The following is a 15,006-nucleotide window of genomic DNA, read 5'->3' as shown; positions in this document are numbered from 1 at the left end:
CAATTAAAAATTCAAAATTCAAAATGAAGAATTTACTTTTTGAATCTTGAATTTGCAAAAAGGACTAATCTACCAATTAGCACGTTGATTGAGATAGTAACTCGTCTAGCCAATTTTCGAGTTGTAAACGCAGGCGACAACCAGTAATATCCTTGTCGTTGTCGAAAGAGGGCAGTTGAGTGAGGGCGCGACGATAATCAGCGATCGCACAATTCCAGTCGCCCCAAAGATGGTAAGTTCTGCCACGTTCAGCCCAGATATGACCTTCTAGTTGACCGAAAAGCAGTGCTACCTCAAAATTCTCAATTGCCACCTCGTATTGCCCCAAATCGCGCCAGGTAATGCCTCGGTTAATCCACGCGCGGACATGGTGAGGTTTCAAATCAATCGCTTGATCGTAGTCGGCAAGTGCTACAGCTAATTCTCCACAAGCCGCGTAGTAATTTGCTCGGTTATTATAAGCACTAGCCAAATAGGGATTAAGTTTCAGGGCGGTGTTATAGTCGTAAAGCGCTTTTTGCCTTTCACCACTTTGGAAATAAATTAGCCCCCGGTTGTTGTAATCAACGGCATTGTGAGGATGGCGGCAAATTAGTTGGCTTAAAAGTGCGATCGCCTCAGTATAATCTCCTTGTTGAGCCAACCTCAAAGCACAAGAGCGCAAGTCGCTATCCCCAAAAATAGATTCGCTGCGATCGCTTTTCCTTCGCTCTTGAAGTTTTTTTGTAGTATTTAGAACATACTTATATTGGTTACTTTGCTGGTCATCGTCAGCTAAAAATGAGTGAATATTCATCTTTCCCTGCTTGAAATCCCTGCTTTTTTAAATAAAAGTCTAGTTTTTTAACGCTGGTGATTTTACCACTGTGTCTATTCTCAAGGTAGTTATGGTTACTTTAAAGCCATCTTAAGACTGAGATTTAAACTACTCACACCAGTAGAAATCTACCCCTTAAATAAACAATTGCTCCTCAAACCTAATCATAGATACTTGATCCCGAAGGAAAATTCCAGAAATAGCAGACGTTAAATATCAAAGACTAGTCAAGTAGTGAGAGCGACAACTTGGTAGAATGCCAACAAGCCGTTCATTTAGAGATGAGAAAGAAGAGACGGGGACTGGTGGCAAGGGAAATGAGGGAGATGAGAGAGACAAGGGAAATAATAATCCCCAATGCCCCATGCCCAATGCCCAATGCCCCATACCCCAATCCCCATATTCAATTTTTTTGAGAAATTTCCCGATGACAACTGCAATTTCCTATCCCAATGCCCCTGATTTAGCAACCGATGATTACATTGTCATCGGCTTGGCAACCTGCTTCGTCAAAGAAGATGGAGAAGTTTATCAAATCGAAGTTATAGAACCGATTCCCTCTGCGGCTTTGGAAGCGCTGTTAAAGGGCATTCCTACCTCCTATAAGCTGGCTCATGCCACAACTTTGGGATCTGTGCTGGATGGCGATTCACAACTGCTGCCAGATGGCTTCCCAGAGTCGGCTCAGTTTGGAGAGGAATTTGTGCCACGGGCATTTGCAGCAGCTCGTACCTACAAGCGTCGTGAATCTGCAAAATCTCTGATTCCATTAGGTACAAACTACACTGAGTTTAAGTATTCCATTGAGCGGAAACGGGTGTTAAACGCCGCTAGAGTTGTCACCAAAGAAGACAACGTTAAGCAGCATTCTCATACTCACAAAGTTCTTTAAGTAATTATGCTAAAACTTTACGGTGGCGCTCGTAGTCGAGCATCAATTGTTCACTGGTATTTAGAGGAATTAGGAATTCCCTACGAATTCGTCAAGCTTGATATGCAGGCCGGTGAACACCTCAAGCCTGAGTATTTAGCAATCAACCCATTTGGTAAAGTTCCAGCAATTGTTGATGAGGATTTTCAGCTTTGGGAATCTGGGGCAATTTTGCTGTATCTTGCCGATAAGTATAGTAAAACTCCACTTTCACCAGAGGAACGTGCTGTATTTTCCCAATGGGTTTTGTTTGCTAATGCTACCCTTGCTCCAGGGATTTTTGGAGAAGAGAATCGAGAACGGGAAATGCTCCGCTTGTTGACTCCCTTAAATGAAATTTTCAGTAAGCAACCTTTTTTACTTGCCAATGAGTTCACTGTTGCTGATGTGGCAGTAGGGTCTATTTTGAATTACATTCCCATGATACTGAAGCTAGACCTCAGCCCCTATCCAGCGGTGTTGAACTATATGAAGCAGTTATCTGAGCGTCCGGCATTTCAAAGAAGTATTGGCGGACGGACTTAAAATAATTCGTAATGACGCTCCTGCGTCGCTAACGCTGCGCTAACGTAATTCGTAATTAAATTTTTAACTACGAATTACGAATCTTTTAACGATAATTTGTAAATTGCAAAGCAACTGGGTAGTCTTCTTGTTTTAGCCGCTGCATGACAACTTGCAAGTCATCCTTAGATTTGGCAGAAACCCGCACAGCATCACCTTGAATTGAAGCTTGTACCTTTTTGAATTCATCCCGAATCAATTTGGAAATTTGTTTGGCGATTTCCTGGCTGATACCTTTTTTGAGTTTGATTTCTTGACGCACGCGATTACCACTGGCTGATTCAACCTTGCCAAAATCAAAGATTTTTTGGGAGAGGTTACGCTTGGCGGCTTTTTCTCGCAGAATGGTGTGTACAGAATCTAAGGTAAACTCGCTGTCAGTACTAACATTAATGCTTTCTTCAACTAACTCGACAGTAGTTTCAGTGTCTTTGAGGTCGTAACGACCTTTGATGTCTCGTATAACTTGATCGACAGCGTTAACCAACTCTTGTCGGTCAAAGTCGCTCACAATGTCAAAGGAAAAAGTAGAAGCCATAAAACATTTTAGATTTTAGATTTTGGATTTTGGAATTGGGCATAAAACATTAATAATAATTCCCATGCCCAATGCCCCATGCCCAATGCCCCAATTAACTAGTAGCTTGGATGATGCTGAAAAACATGAGAGTGGCAGAGGCGATGGAGCCAATGCCAAACATCAGCGATCGCAAAAGGGGTATATTCAAAATATAAAAAATCGAGTATAGGAAACGGGCCACCACAAACGCGATCGCAGCTACTTGGGCTGTAAAAGAATTTACACCAGTTACATAAGCCATCAATGCGGCTGCGGCAAATATCATAAAGACTTCAAAGGTGTTCTGATGTGCCCAAGTAGCCCGTTGGGCATAAGGTGGCAATTTATCAAACATGGCGCGAGGAGTAGAAAGCATTTCATACCCAATACGCGCACGGGCATAAGCTACTAGCAAAAATGGCACGTAAATTAGAACGGCAGCAGCAGCGATCGAGTACAAAAAAATTATCATTACTTATTAGTCGTTGGTTATTAGTCATCAGTCATCGGTCATCAGTCATTAGTCAAATACAAATGACAAAAGACAAATGACAAATGACTAATCAAAGTAGAAAAGCGTCACCACTTTTCTTTGTTCTTCTGCATCCTGACAAGTTTGTAACAGGGTGCGACTGTCATGAAACGCAAAGCAGATTAGTTGCTGGCAACGGGAGACAATTTCCTTGTTGCACAAATAACTAGCTTCCGCCAGAGACAGATTATCATTACTGGGATTTTCGACTAGATGCATTACCTGTTCTAGTTGCTGGCGGGATTCCAAAGGCTGGCGTTCCAGGCTTTGGGGTAAAATCACTGTCAACAAATTTGCATCAGCCCGGGTTGCTCCCTTGATGGCGGCGGAATTTGTACCTGTAGCACCAGAAGTAATGATTCGATTACCCGATAAAACTAGGGCATAAGTCATCATTTCAATAAGATTCTGATGCGTAATTGGCACATGACGAGAACCCAGCAAGGCAATTCTTTTAGAACCCGTTTGCTGGATTGTCGCCAGTTCTTGCGCTAATGTATCGAGGTTAATAAGGTCTGTTGATTGGCTCAAAGATGGAGATAATCAGACTAAACGACCCAGATATTTTACCAAACAGCGTGTAGATGCGAAGAAAACTTAAGTTAGACATTGCGACTATTTTTCGATTCTTTGGTTCAGTAACTCCATTACTTGGTTACACCAGGCTAGCCAATGTGTTTCGTAACTAATGCCATTTAAGAGAGTTAAATACTGAAATTTGCCTGATTCTGGCAGTTCTTGCGGATTCTGAAAGTAACGCTGTTCTAAGTTATGGTACGTAGACAATTTTTTTTGATGGGCTTTTTGGTGATTTTCTAGCTCTGCCAAGATAATTTGGTTAGGAACAATATGACCAGCAAAAATTTTTACCAGTAAATCATCTTTAATCGGTGTGGGTTCACAAGGTTGAGCAATCCACTCTTTGAGGTGCTGTTCTCCCAAGTCTGTAACGCTGTAGAGCCTTTTATCTGGCCGTCCTGCTTGAAGAATTGACTCAGAACTGATCCAGCCTTGATCTTCTAGCTTCGCCAACTCCCGATAAATCTGCTGGTGACTTGCCGACCAGAAAAAGCCTACAGAGCCATCGAATCGTTTTGCTAAATCATACCCACTACAGGATGCGTCAACCAGAGCCGCTAAGATTGCGTGCGCTAATGCCATAATTTTTAATTCACTACTTGACTTATGCAACTAATTGCATAACAATAACTATATGCAATTAGTTGCATATTAACTTAAACAACAAGGAGTGAGAGATGCCTCAAGTAATACCGGGACGATTTACAGCCGAGATTGATGAACCCTTTGTTGTGTTTCTAATTGGGATGCGAATTAATAAGTTATTCGCTTTTTCCAAATGGATTCCCACAGCTAGGGCAATGTCCCCCATGCTACAAAGCCTTAATCAGAATCCTGAAAAAGGGTTTTTAGGGGGAGAAAAGTTTATCTACCCGCGAGGGGTAGGATTGATTCAGTATTGGCGATCGTTCGAGGATTTGGAGCGTTTTGCCAGAAATCCAGCCGATGCACATTTAAAAGCTTGGCAAAGGTTTAATCAAGCCATTGGTGCTGATGGCAGTGTTGGTATTTGGCACGAAACTTATTTAATTGAACCCGGAAGATATGAGGCGATTTACGGGAATATGCCTGTCTTTGGATTAGCTGCTGCAACTAAACACGTCCCAGCGATGAGACGGAAGGAAACAGCACGCCGTCGCCTGGGAGGTGACGGCGAACCAGCTGTATCCTAGCAATACAGCCTCCTAACTAATAACTGAGCATAGATGCTCTTAAAAGTTTGAGTTGATGAATCTAAGACAATGCCGCTGCGGGAGTTAAACCTAGTTTGGATAACAAGCGGTCAATGTCAAAATGCTCGGACATCAACTGACGAATATACTGAACCTTAATCGGCTCGTGGACACGAACTTGACCAAAAGTGCGGTCAACAATTCCGACAGTAGTTAGGGTATCTAAGTCAACAGACAAAATGGGTATTTCTAGTTCTTCAGCGCGACTGAGAATGAACGGTGGCGGTGGTAGTTGCCCAGTGAGAATTAAACATTGGGTAGATGTTTCCAAAGCCGCTTGCTGAATTTCCACCCGATCGCCTCCTGTCACCACTGCCATATTCCGGCGTTTGCGGAAATATTTCACAGCTGAATTGACATTCATCGCTCCAATTGCCAGACTTTCTACCAACAAATCCATGCGATCGTTGCGACAGAGAACATCTGCCTTTAACTGTTTGACTAGTTCGCCAACACTCACACTGCGGAGCAAATCGCTGTTTGGCAGCATTGCTAGCACCGGAATACCCTGCTGTTCCAAAAATGGTAGCACGAGAGTTTCAACTGCTTCTAGTTCGGTGACAGGGATATCATTGATCACAGATCCAATCAAGCGATCGCCCAGACGCTGTTTAGCAGCCAATAGTGCCTCAACCGAAAGCAAGGATTTATAGCGGCTTACTAACAGCACGCCAGCATCCAATACTTCAGCCATTTGCAGTAAAGACAAGTCAAACAAATTGCCTTCGGACAAATCACCAGGCCCTTCCAGTAACACCAAATCTCCTTGAGACTTATGTAAATATTGCTGTATTAGGGACTGCTGATAATCGGTTTTGTCTTCCCCCCGTAAGCGCTTTTGCACATTTGGTTCATCCAAAGCCAGCATTGTAGGTGCAACGCGGTTTTCCGGCAAATTGAGGCTAAGAGCGATGAACTGGACATCTTCTTCAATTACGGTTCCACTAGACGAATTGAAAGACGTACCAAGTGGTTTACCGTAGCTAATATCCAGACCTTTTTGCTGTAGCTGATGAGACAAACCCAGAACAGTTGCAGATTTACCGCTGTAATTCTCGGTCGATCCAATCAGCAAATATTTAGGGGATTTTGGCACACATGCACTCCTAATTTCAAAAGTCAGAAGAACCCAGCTAGGTGTTTCCTAATTCTAGTTCCTTCTGGCAAAAGCCTCTCGCTCTCACAAATTAAGGTTTCCCAGAATTACCTTCTGATTGAACAAGCAAGGGAGCTACTTATGGGTAGGCTTTTCAGATTAGACCAATTTTTTGGGTTTTAGAACCAATAAAGATTGTCTGAAACCTTAAAACTAGGTTCAATGCTTTCTAGGTTTCTAGCTGTTCCAGTTCCCGACTACGGGAGTTGGCGATGTTCTATGCTACTAAAGTGATGACTTATCCCAAACACTCTGCTTCTAAAATTACGTTAAGTCGATCGACTGGTAGTAGTATTTATTTGCTAAAATTTAGCTCGTAGATACGTATAAGATACAAAAGTGGTAATGAAAACTACCCATAATTAAGGTAAAAACCTTTCTCTTCGCTAAGTAAGATTTAGGTTTAAAAAAAGAGGTATTGATATGAACACAAACTTAGAAGAATTTTCATATCTCTGGGAGGACTCTGATTGGGCACTCTTAAAATTCAATGCTTCACCTTCAGAAAAAGAACCAAGATATGCAATTGTAAACACGAAAACTAAACATGGTTTGCTAGTTAGTGATGATACTCTCTATCAGGATCTCAAAGAAACTATGCGTAAAAAAGGAGTTCATATTGTTTCAGGTTTATGATATGTAGATAAAAATCAATTATTCGTGGATTAAAACTTGTGCTATTTTAGCTGGTCGTAAATCCTGCCAAATGGGACTATAAAAATATGTTGGTCGTCTCAAGGAATTACAGCGATGCCTTCGGCCGGCTACGCCTACGCAGTATAGACATAGTGTATTTTGGATCGGTTTGTATGAGAAGTTATGGGTAGGTGCAATAGAGTTTTAGGCTGATTTAGCTCATGATTTGATGCGTCTCAAGCCCAGTAAACTACCCCATTTTCAGAAGGGTATACGTGCTATGACTATTATCCAGTCTGCTTTGTAGCTACTTTATCACCCCTTAGAGCGAGTACTGTTAACCGTTGATCCATTAAGGAAACGTAACCAGATTTGTTCCGATTCTTCCAAGTACTGCGATCACAGACAAAATCATTCAATAGTTTCCTTACAAACCCAACACCTGCATTGATTTTTCAAGTACTTCTTTGGGGCGAAATGGTTTAGTTAGATATAAGTCTGCACCAACCTCAATTCCTTTTTGTTTATCAAATTCTTGCCCCTTAGCTGTCAAGATTATGATGTAGATGTCAGTCATTTGTAGGTCATGTTTTACAATATGGCAGACTTGCAAACCATTCATTTTCGGCATCATCACATCAAGAAAAACCAGGTTTGGTTTTTCAGTTTTAATAGTTTCGAGAGCTTCTTCTCCATTTCTAGCAGTTAGAAGTTCAACACCTTCGTCCTCTAATGCTTCTAAGGCTTGTTCCATCAAAATCAAGATATTGGGTTCATCATCAACAATTAGAATTTTCTGGGTCATAGGGATTGGGGATTGGGGATTAGGGGACTTGTACTGATCGAACGCGAACAGCGTCTCTAAGAGTTGCCGTTGGCGCAGCCTCTCCAAGAGTTGTATTGGGGACTGGGGATTAGAGATTAGGGATTAGATTATATAGTAAGGTTCCACTAATTTTTTCCAGTACTCAGCACCCAGTCGCCAGCACCAGCGATTACTGTTCAGACAACATAATAAAAAATACATTTTCCAACTCCTTCTCAAAGCGTAGGGTTTTCACCAAATCGGCTTCTTGAGAAAAGATAGAATCGATGATGATCATGTCAGGTTTGGCTGACAGGGCTTTATAAATGCATTCTTGCGGATCGGAAGCTTCAATCACACTGTATCCCTGAGTTTGCAGTACATCTGATAGGGTTTTTAAGGCTGATGCATTTTTATCTACAACCAATACCTTTTTACTAGAAGTGCCTTGGTAAAGCAGTGAGCCAATTTCGTTGAGGAGTTTTTCTGTGTCAATGGGCTTGGTAAGATAGCGATCAATGCCAATGTGGTAGCCGCGTTCTTTGTTTTCAATAATCGACAGAATGATAATCGGAATGTCTGCGGTCTGAGGATCGTTTTTAAGAACAGCTGCCACATCGAAGCCGTTGATTTGGGGCATCATCACGTCTAAGAGAATCAGATCGGGACGGGATATTTTGATTTGATGAATTGCATCCATACCATCCTTTCCTTCGCGAACATTGTAGCCTTCGTTTTCCAGTTGTTGGCGGAGCAGTTCCCGAATGTTAGCGTCATCATCTACAACCAAAATGGTTTTACGGTTTTGGTTCAGCACAGTGTTTTTGGTGATGACGTGTTCTTTGAGTTGTTTGACTAGCGTATCCAAATTTAGATTAGCAGTGGTTTTTTGATCGCTGGCGTAGGTGGGAATGATGAACGAGAATACGCTGCCCTTACCTGCTTCACTCTCAACCCAGATTCTACCGCCGTGATGATCGACGATTTGTTTACAGATGGGCAGTCCTAATCCTGTGCCTTTGGGTTTGTCGGTGAGAGTGTCGCCAACTTGACGGAATTTCTCGAATACTTTCGGCTGGTCTTCAGGTGCAATCCCAATGCCTGTGTCGATGACGCTGATGCAAACACCGTCATTTCCTTGTTTGACGCGACAGGTAACACAACCAGATTCGGTAAACTTAACGGCATTAGAAATCAGGTTGATTAAAACTTGCAGCAGACGGTTGCGATCGCCTACTATCTGAGGCAGTCCTGGTTCAATCTCGCTGACTAACTGCAAGCCATTGCTTTCAAATAACCCGGCGGTAGAATTAGTTGCCCAATCCAGTAATTCGCTAGGATCGAGGGGCTGCATCTGCCATTCCACCTTACCTGCTTCCATTTTGGCGATGTCCAGGACATCGTTAATCAAAGACGTGAGCCGTTCTGCTTCCGACACAATAATGTTGAGATTGTCAGCCACCCGCTTAATCGTTTTCTGAAGCTTGCGGTCTTCGGTAGCAAGCATTGGGAACACATCGGTTTCTAGCTTTTCTTGAATGATGGACGCAAAACCCAGGACAGAAGTCAGTGGCGTCCGCAGCTCATGGGAAACTGTTGAGATGAAATCGGTCTTCATCTGGTCGATTTCCTTTTCTGCTGTCACATCTCGAATCAGTAGTGCCGAACCGAAGCAGGCAGCGGGTTCTGAATCTGCCGTCTTTTTGAAAATGGCGGTTGCCACTGCTTGACCAATGCGTTCTTTGGTCAATGCAACTTCGGCAGAGAACACCTCACCGGGATGGGACTGAGTTCGTGCAACCAGGTCTGCTAAACCAGGTATCGGCAATTCTCGGTAGTGACCGTTGACGGCGTTAGCTGTCAATTCATACATAGCTAAAAAGGCAGGATTGAAGTGGGTGATTTGTCCTGTAGTATCTGCCACTAACAAACCATCAGCTAAGTTATCTAAAATGGCATTTAATCCCTGCGCTTCTGCTAAGGTATTTTGCAAGGCAGCCGTCCGCTCAACAACTCTGGCTTCCAGTTCTTGATTCAGTTGCCGTAGAGCAATTTCTACTTGTTTACGGGCAGTGATGTCAGTATTGATTTCTAGCATGGCGCAGGGTTGACCGGATAAATCTCGTTGCAAAGTCCAGCGGCTCTGAACGGTGATCGGTCTGCCATCGCGCGTGATGTGTTCCAGTTCTCCTTCCCAAGTGCCCTCCTGTAGAAACTCTGATAGAATTTCTTCTAAAGGTTTTGGAAAGGTTGATTTGAGAAATGCGTGAATGCATTGGTCTTTCACTTCCTCCCGCGTCCAACCGTAGAGTCTTTCGGCACCCTGATTCCAGTGAGAGATTTTGTCGCTCATGTCGCGGACGATGATGGCATCGCTGGAATGATTCAACATATCCAATAAACGTTGATTTTCAGCTTCTGCCAGCTTGCGATCGTGAATATCAGTACAGGTGCCAATCCATTCCCGAATACTGCCGTCTTCTTCCAGGACGGGGGCACCACAGACCCAAAAGTAGCGGTATGTGCCATCTTTACCATGCAACCGATATTCGGTTTGGTAGATACCTCGGTTTGCCACAGCAGCATTCCAGACTTCTGTAGAGTGGGCACGGTCATCGGGGTGAATTGGATCGATCCAGCCCCAACCTTTTACTTCAGCTTCGCTCTGCCCCGTATAGTCCATCCATGTGAGCATTTCACTACTTATTCCCAGTCCTTCCGGGGTAGCTCCCCAGACGATCTGTGAAGTAGCAGTTACTAATGAGCGATATCGTTCTTTAAGACGCTGATTTTCGGCTTCTGCCAGCTTGCGCTCATGAATATCGGTGCAGGTGCCAATCCACTCTCGGACGCTGCCATCTTCTTCTATAACGGGCGCACCCCAGACCCAAAAGTAGCGATAGTTGCCATCCTTGCCACGAATTCGGTATTCAATTTGATACATACTCAGGTTTGCCACGGCAGCACTCCAGACTTCTCCGGTATAGGCGCGATCGTCAGGATGAACGGCATCAATCCAGCCCCCATTTTCTGCTTCAGCTAGACTTTGACCTGTATAGGCTATCCAGCTTGCCAGTTCAAAGCAAATTCCCTCTGGTGTGCTTACCCAGACAATTTGTGTATTAGCTGTTACCAGAGAACGGTATCGGGCTTCACTCTGTTTCAGTATTTGTTCAGTATCTTGGCGTTCCTGCTGGACGCGTCGAAGGTAGCTGATGTCCTCTACACTACACCAGATCAGTCGCTCTCCATCTTTCTCAATCATCTGTCCAGAAATCCTCACCGGAACCAGATGCCCGTCTTTGTGGATTAACTCCTTTTCAGATGGGCCGTAGCGACCAGTTTGCTCTAGTTTCTCTAGGGTAGCTTGGTCAGTGACGGCATAGTTTTCAGGAGTAATCTGGCGATCGCCCAGATTCAGGGTTTCTGAAACAGTTCGCCCCAAAATGTCAGCATAGGCAGGGTTGATGCTAATTAGCGTCCCATCTATTCGGCACAGTACTAGCCCAACGGGACATTGTTCAAATAGCTGACTGTTGTATTCATCAAGTTGGTTAAACATGGTTGAGGTTTCTTTAGTGGCGTATTTGAGTAGGGTTAGAACAACAGAACCAAGACAACAAAGTGGCGTAAAGCTTTAACGAAATTGGGTGGCGTTGGAACATCTGGTAAATTTGATCGGGTGAAGCACCTTCCACATCTGGACTGTGCTGTGAAAGTCGCTGGATCAGTTGAGTATGGCGGATCAGTAGATCCGTCGGTTTGAGTATTGGAACAGTTGATGAAATGAAACCGTCAGTATCGGGAGTCGGCGATGATTTTGTTGTGGGAGTTGGCAAGGCAGAGGTGCTATTTTGTTCTTCAGGAGCGTCTGCCAATGCACAATTTATTGGAATCTGAATCCAAAATTCTGTCCCTTCACTCGGTTGAGAACGACACTTAAGCATTCCCCCATGTTTGTCTACAACAATTTGGTAGCTGATTGCCATGCCTAACCCCGTTCCCTTCCCAACATCTTTCGTGGTGAAGAAGGGATCGTAAATGCGGCGAATTACCTCCTCCTTCATGCCTGGGCCGTTGTCGGCAATGCGAATTACAACCCACTGCTGGTCAATGGCTATGGTACGAATAGTGATTTGGGGATTGGGGGTTGGGGATTGAGGATTATTTTTGAGTCCCCAATTTTCCATACTTTCTTCCAAAGCATCAATGGCATTTGCCAGGATGTTCATAAACACCTGATTCAATTGTCCGGGATAGCAGTGAATCAGAGGAAGTGTTGCATAGTCTTTAACAATTTCAATTGCCGGACGATGAACATCTGCTTTCAGACGATGATGAAGAATCATTAGCGTTCCGTCGATGCCATCGTGGATGTTCACGGCTTTCATTTCAGCTTCATCATGCCGGGAGAAGTTTTTCAAGGATTGGACAATTTCGACGATGCGACCTGTGCCCAGTTTCATTGAATTTACCAGTTTAGGGAAATCCTGCATGATAAATTCTAGGTCTATATTGTCTAACTCTGATTCCAGTTCTGGAGGAGCAACAGGTAGAAATTTCTGATACTTTTCCAACAGGTGTAACAAGTCTTGGGCGTATTCGGCAACATACTTTAAATTGCCGCAAATAAAGTTAACCGGGTTGTTGATTTCGTGGGCAACTCCGGCAATAAGTTGCCCGAGACTGGACATTTTTTCGCTTTGGATTAACTGAGTTTGGGCTAATTGCAACTCATGGAGAGCTTGCTGAAGCTTCTGTGTCTGAGCTTTTGCCTGGAGAGCTGCTTGAATGCTTTGCTCGTAAAGCACAGCTTTTTCAATAGCGATCGCTGTTTGAGAGGCAAAAATACTCACCAGTTTCAGGTGTTCAGCCTTGTATGAGTCAGTTTTGGGCGTTCCAATGGCGATCGCTCCCAGTACCCGCTCTTTGGCTCGTAACGGTACACAAATCATTGCACTAACGTTTTTTTGCCCCTCTAATCGCGGATCGGCTTGCACATCATTGACGAGTTCTGCCCGGTTGGATTGCACAATGTTGCCGATAATTCCCTTACCCGGTTCTGGCTGATTGTGGTCAAAAAACACTCCAAATTCGGCAATGATTTCAAACGCAGTTGCATCTGAACTCAAAAGCAGAATCATCCCCGCAGATGATTCAATTAATTGACTCAATTCTTGAAGCACAAGTTGGGCAATCTGTCGCGTATCTAAACTTGTTGTCAGTTGAGTCGAGATATCGTCAAACAAATCAATTTCCTGATATCGCTCTAGCAATTCTTTGGCGAGTACTTTCTTCTCAGCTTCCTGCTTTGCCAGAAATGAGAGCAAATTTGCAAGTAAAGTTGCCTGTTCTTGCCCAACAACCCAACCGATAATTTCTCCTGAAACCTCGATTGGATATCGATTTTCTCCAGTTTGCTCCCCAATGCTAATCAGTTTCGTGCCGTCTACCAGTTCAACATCAATCGCGATGTTGAACTGGTAGACTAAGTTATGAATAAGAGATGGCAACTCTTTTTTGTTGAGCATCTTTCTGAGGCTAACTGCGGGCATGAAACACCTCATCTAGAGCAGGTTGCAAATTTCTAGCAATCAGTGTTGGTTCGTTGGCGTAGTGTCTCAAAGAAAAACCTACACTGTATTGCAACCTCCTGCCACCTTCACCGTAGCTATCCGTCCCCTTTTGCATAACCAAGCTACGCCTAGCATCTCCCGAAAAGAGAGGAATTGTCATAAAAATCTAGGGATATAATAATTTACTAATTAAGACTAGTTTTCCCAAAAACATTAGCGATATAACAGCGAAGTCGAGCGGTAGCAAATACCTTTAAACTCTGTACCAGAGCCATTCTTCCTTGTAACTCGCTTACTGTTTAATCAGTTAAAACAACTATAAATAAAAAAATAATAGTTAGATAAAAGCATAGATTTAAGTCTATGATAAATTCATGTCTCTTATTGCTACTCCTCATAAATTGGGAATTAGCTTTTTGAACATATAGGTGAGCGGTATTTCGGAGAGTAGAATAATCGCCCTGAGTGTACCAAAAGAAGCTGCGATCGCAGCTTCTTTTGGTAATTTTAAAAAGTATTTAGGTAAGCGCTAGTTTTAATTAGATCCGAGAGTCGCGAAAACGAAGTCTGAGTAATCGTAGCCAGCGTAACCAAATTTGTGCAGGCTGTTCAAAGAAGGTGAAAATATCGCCGAAACCTAAATTAGTTTTGTGATGATGTAACCAGTGTCTCTCAGGAGTGGTAATAAATAGAATTTGACATAAAATATTTACAGGCTTTGGAGTTTGCCAACCCAGTACACTTATGTGTCTCCACCATACATGAAACTGACCAAGCAGTAATCCAGAGATAACGCCAATGGGAGAGAAAGACCACAAAACTACTGCTATAAGTACATAAGGTAAAGCTCCCAAGATACCATCCAAAAGAACTTGGGGATTAAAAGTCAAAATAGCGTAGTGGCGGAAGTCTTTCTTCCAGGAGTGGTGCGTTTTTAAATGAAGGCTACCAAAAATGTGCTCGGGTACGTGGTAAAAGAATGTAGATAGAAAATCACCAAAAAACAGTAATAACCAAGCAACAGCGATAGCCTCAAGCATTTGTACTCCTCAAGAATAGTTAAGAAAATTCCACAGAAAATATGCAAATGTCATGCGGTGGACATAGACACCTATTTTTCCGCTATTCAAGCAGCATCTGTGCGTCTCATGTGTCTACGCTCCAGGTAATTTGGCTCAGAGTATAATGGCACGAAGAAAAGATACAGCCCTTGCTCTGACTGGAACAAACCTCTAGGCTGGGAACCCATTCTGGAAGGGCTGCCGCCTCCAGTAGCTTGAATTGAGGCAGAGCCTCTTTTAAGTACATTCCCAGCCTCCATCTGGGAACAAGACGACACAAGCCTTTGGGCTTTTCTTAGTGCCATTTGGCTCAGAGTATATGTAATTGGGTCAGTTGCAGTTTCTATGAATCTCCAATCCTTAATGCACTAATCAGCAACTCGTAAGAACCTCCAATTTGACTTTTAGCTCTGGGTTAATGGTATCAATACATCTAAAACCCGATGGGAGTGCAGTATTTTGCCATAGTTACTACACAATCTTCTTACTAAGGCATACAGCGTAAGCAAAGGTTGAGTTAAACTTAGTACAAATTTAGGTTAAGGCTTTCTGCAATAT

15 protein-coding genes are annotated in these 15,006 nt (G+C 43.3%); 4 read left to right on the top strand and 11 right to left on the bottom strand.

Annotation, left to right across the window (positions count from 1 at the left end):
• Positions 1–76 precede the first annotated feature (76 nt).
• Entirely contained in the window at positions 77–796 is a 720-nt protein-coding gene (locus HWQ42_RS18970; RefSeq protein WP_292814919.1) for a tetratricopeptide repeat protein, read from the bottom strand.
• A gap of 448 nt (positions 797–1,244) precedes the next feature.
• Here HWQ42_RS18970 and HWQ42_RS18965 point away from each other — a divergent pair, with 448 nt between their 5' ends.
• Together HWQ42_RS18965 and HWQ42_RS18960 are read left to right on the top strand one after the other, a co-directional pair.
• Positions 1,245–1,709 carry a hypothetical protein gene (locus HWQ42_RS18965; protein WP_292738383.1) on the top strand — a complete coding sequence of 155 codons (465 nt, stop codon included), beginning with the start codon at positions 1,245–1,247 and terminating at the stop codon, positions 1,707–1,709.
• 6 nt (positions 1,710–1,715) lie between these two features.
• Entirely contained in the window at positions 1,716–2,273 is a 558-nt protein-coding gene (locus HWQ42_RS18960; RefSeq protein ID WP_292814916.1) for a glutathione S-transferase family protein, read from the top strand.
• Positions 2,274–2,358: 85 nt separating this feature from the next.
• Here the strand turns inward: HWQ42_RS18960 and HWQ42_RS18955 are convergent, their stop codons facing one another.
• The 4 genes from HWQ42_RS18955 to HWQ42_RS18940 form a co-directional block, all read right to left on the bottom strand.
• On the bottom strand, positions 2,359–2,850 hold the full coding sequence (locus HWQ42_RS18955) for a YajQ family cyclic di-GMP-binding protein (RefSeq protein WP_012411046.1): 492 nt from the start codon (positions 2,848–2,850) through the stop codon (positions 2,359–2,361).
• 94 nt (positions 2,851–2,944) lie between these two features.
• Positions 2,945–3,343, bottom strand: a complete 399-nt coding sequence (locus HWQ42_RS18950) for an MAPEG family protein (protein WP_292814913.1) — start codon at positions 3,341–3,343, stop codon at positions 2,945–2,947.
• Positions 3,344–3,430: 87 nt separating this feature from the next.
• On the bottom strand, positions 3,431–3,934 hold the full coding sequence (locus HWQ42_RS18945; RefSeq protein WP_041565591.1) for a hypothetical protein: 504 nt from the start codon (positions 3,932–3,934) through the stop codon (positions 3,431–3,433).
• Between the two features lie 84 nt (positions 3,935–4,018).
• Positions 4,019–4,564, bottom strand: coding sequence for a PadR family transcriptional regulator (locus tag HWQ42_RS18940; RefSeq protein WP_292814910.1), 546 nt, complete (start codon positions 4,562–4,564; stop codon positions 4,019–4,021).
• A gap of 95 nt (positions 4,565–4,659) precedes the next feature.
• Here HWQ42_RS18940 and HWQ42_RS18935 point away from each other — a divergent pair, with 95 nt between their 5' ends.
• Complete coding sequence (locus HWQ42_RS18935; protein ID WP_292814908.1) at positions 4,660–5,154, top strand: DUF4188 domain-containing protein; 495 nt, start codon at positions 4,660–4,662, stop codon at positions 5,152–5,154.
• Positions 5,155–5,215: 61 nt separating this feature from the next.
• Here HWQ42_RS18935 and HWQ42_RS18930 read toward each other — a convergent pair whose 3' ends face one another.
• Positions 5,216–6,310, bottom strand: coding sequence for a phosphotransacetylase family protein (locus tag HWQ42_RS18930; RefSeq protein WP_292814905.1), 1,095 nt, complete (start codon positions 6,308–6,310; stop codon positions 5,216–5,218).
• A gap of 483 nt (positions 6,311–6,793) precedes the next feature.
• Here HWQ42_RS18930 and HWQ42_RS18925 point away from each other — a divergent pair, with 483 nt between their 5' ends.
• A complete protein-coding gene (locus HWQ42_RS18925; protein WP_292814902.1) occupies positions 6,794–7,006 on the top strand; it encodes a hypothetical protein in 213 nt (70 codons plus the stop codon).
• A gap of 427 nt (positions 7,007–7,433) precedes the next feature.
• Here the strand turns inward: HWQ42_RS18925 and HWQ42_RS18920 are convergent, their stop codons facing one another.
• From HWQ42_RS18920 to HWQ42_RS18900, 5 genes are all read right to left on the bottom strand, one after another.
• Positions 7,434–7,811: a response regulator gene (locus tag HWQ42_RS18920; protein WP_292814899.1), complete on the bottom strand. Its 378-nt coding sequence runs from the start codon at positions 7,809–7,811 to the stop codon at positions 7,434–7,436.
• Between the two features lie 190 nt (positions 7,812–8,001).
• Positions 8,002–11,373 carry a PAS domain S-box protein gene (locus tag HWQ42_RS18915; protein WP_292814896.1) on the bottom strand — a complete coding sequence of 1,124 codons (3,372 nt, stop codon included), beginning with the start codon at positions 11,371–11,373 and terminating at the stop codon, positions 8,002–8,004.
• Between the two features lie 13 nt (positions 11,374–11,386).
• Entirely contained in the window at positions 11,387–13,366 is a 1,980-nt protein-coding gene (locus HWQ42_RS18910; protein WP_292814893.1) for an ATP-binding protein, read from the bottom strand.
• The gene (locus HWQ42_RS18905; protein WP_292814891.1) at positions 13,353–13,547 is read right to left on the bottom strand and encodes a hypothetical protein; all 195 of its coding nucleotides are present in this window, start codon (positions 13,545–13,547) and stop codon (positions 13,353–13,355) included. The genes HWQ42_RS18910 and HWQ42_RS18905 overlap by 14 nt, the downstream gene beginning before the upstream one ends.
• Positions 13,548–13,926: 379 nt before the next feature.
• Positions 13,927–14,427 carry a fatty acid hydroxylase gene (locus tag HWQ42_RS18900; RefSeq protein ID WP_292814888.1) on the bottom strand — a complete coding sequence of 167 codons (501 nt, stop codon included), beginning with the start codon at positions 14,425–14,427 and terminating at the stop codon, positions 13,927–13,929.
• Positions 14,428–15,006: the final 579 nt, after the last annotated feature.

The organism is Nostoc sp. JL23 (assembly GCF_017115065.1).
Lineage (GTDB): Bacteria > Cyanobacteriota > Cyanobacteriia > Cyanobacteriales > Nostocaceae > Nostoc > Nostoc punctiforme_A.
Note: the sequence above shows the minus strand (reverse complement) of the source record. Positions and strands in the feature narration are given on the sequence as shown.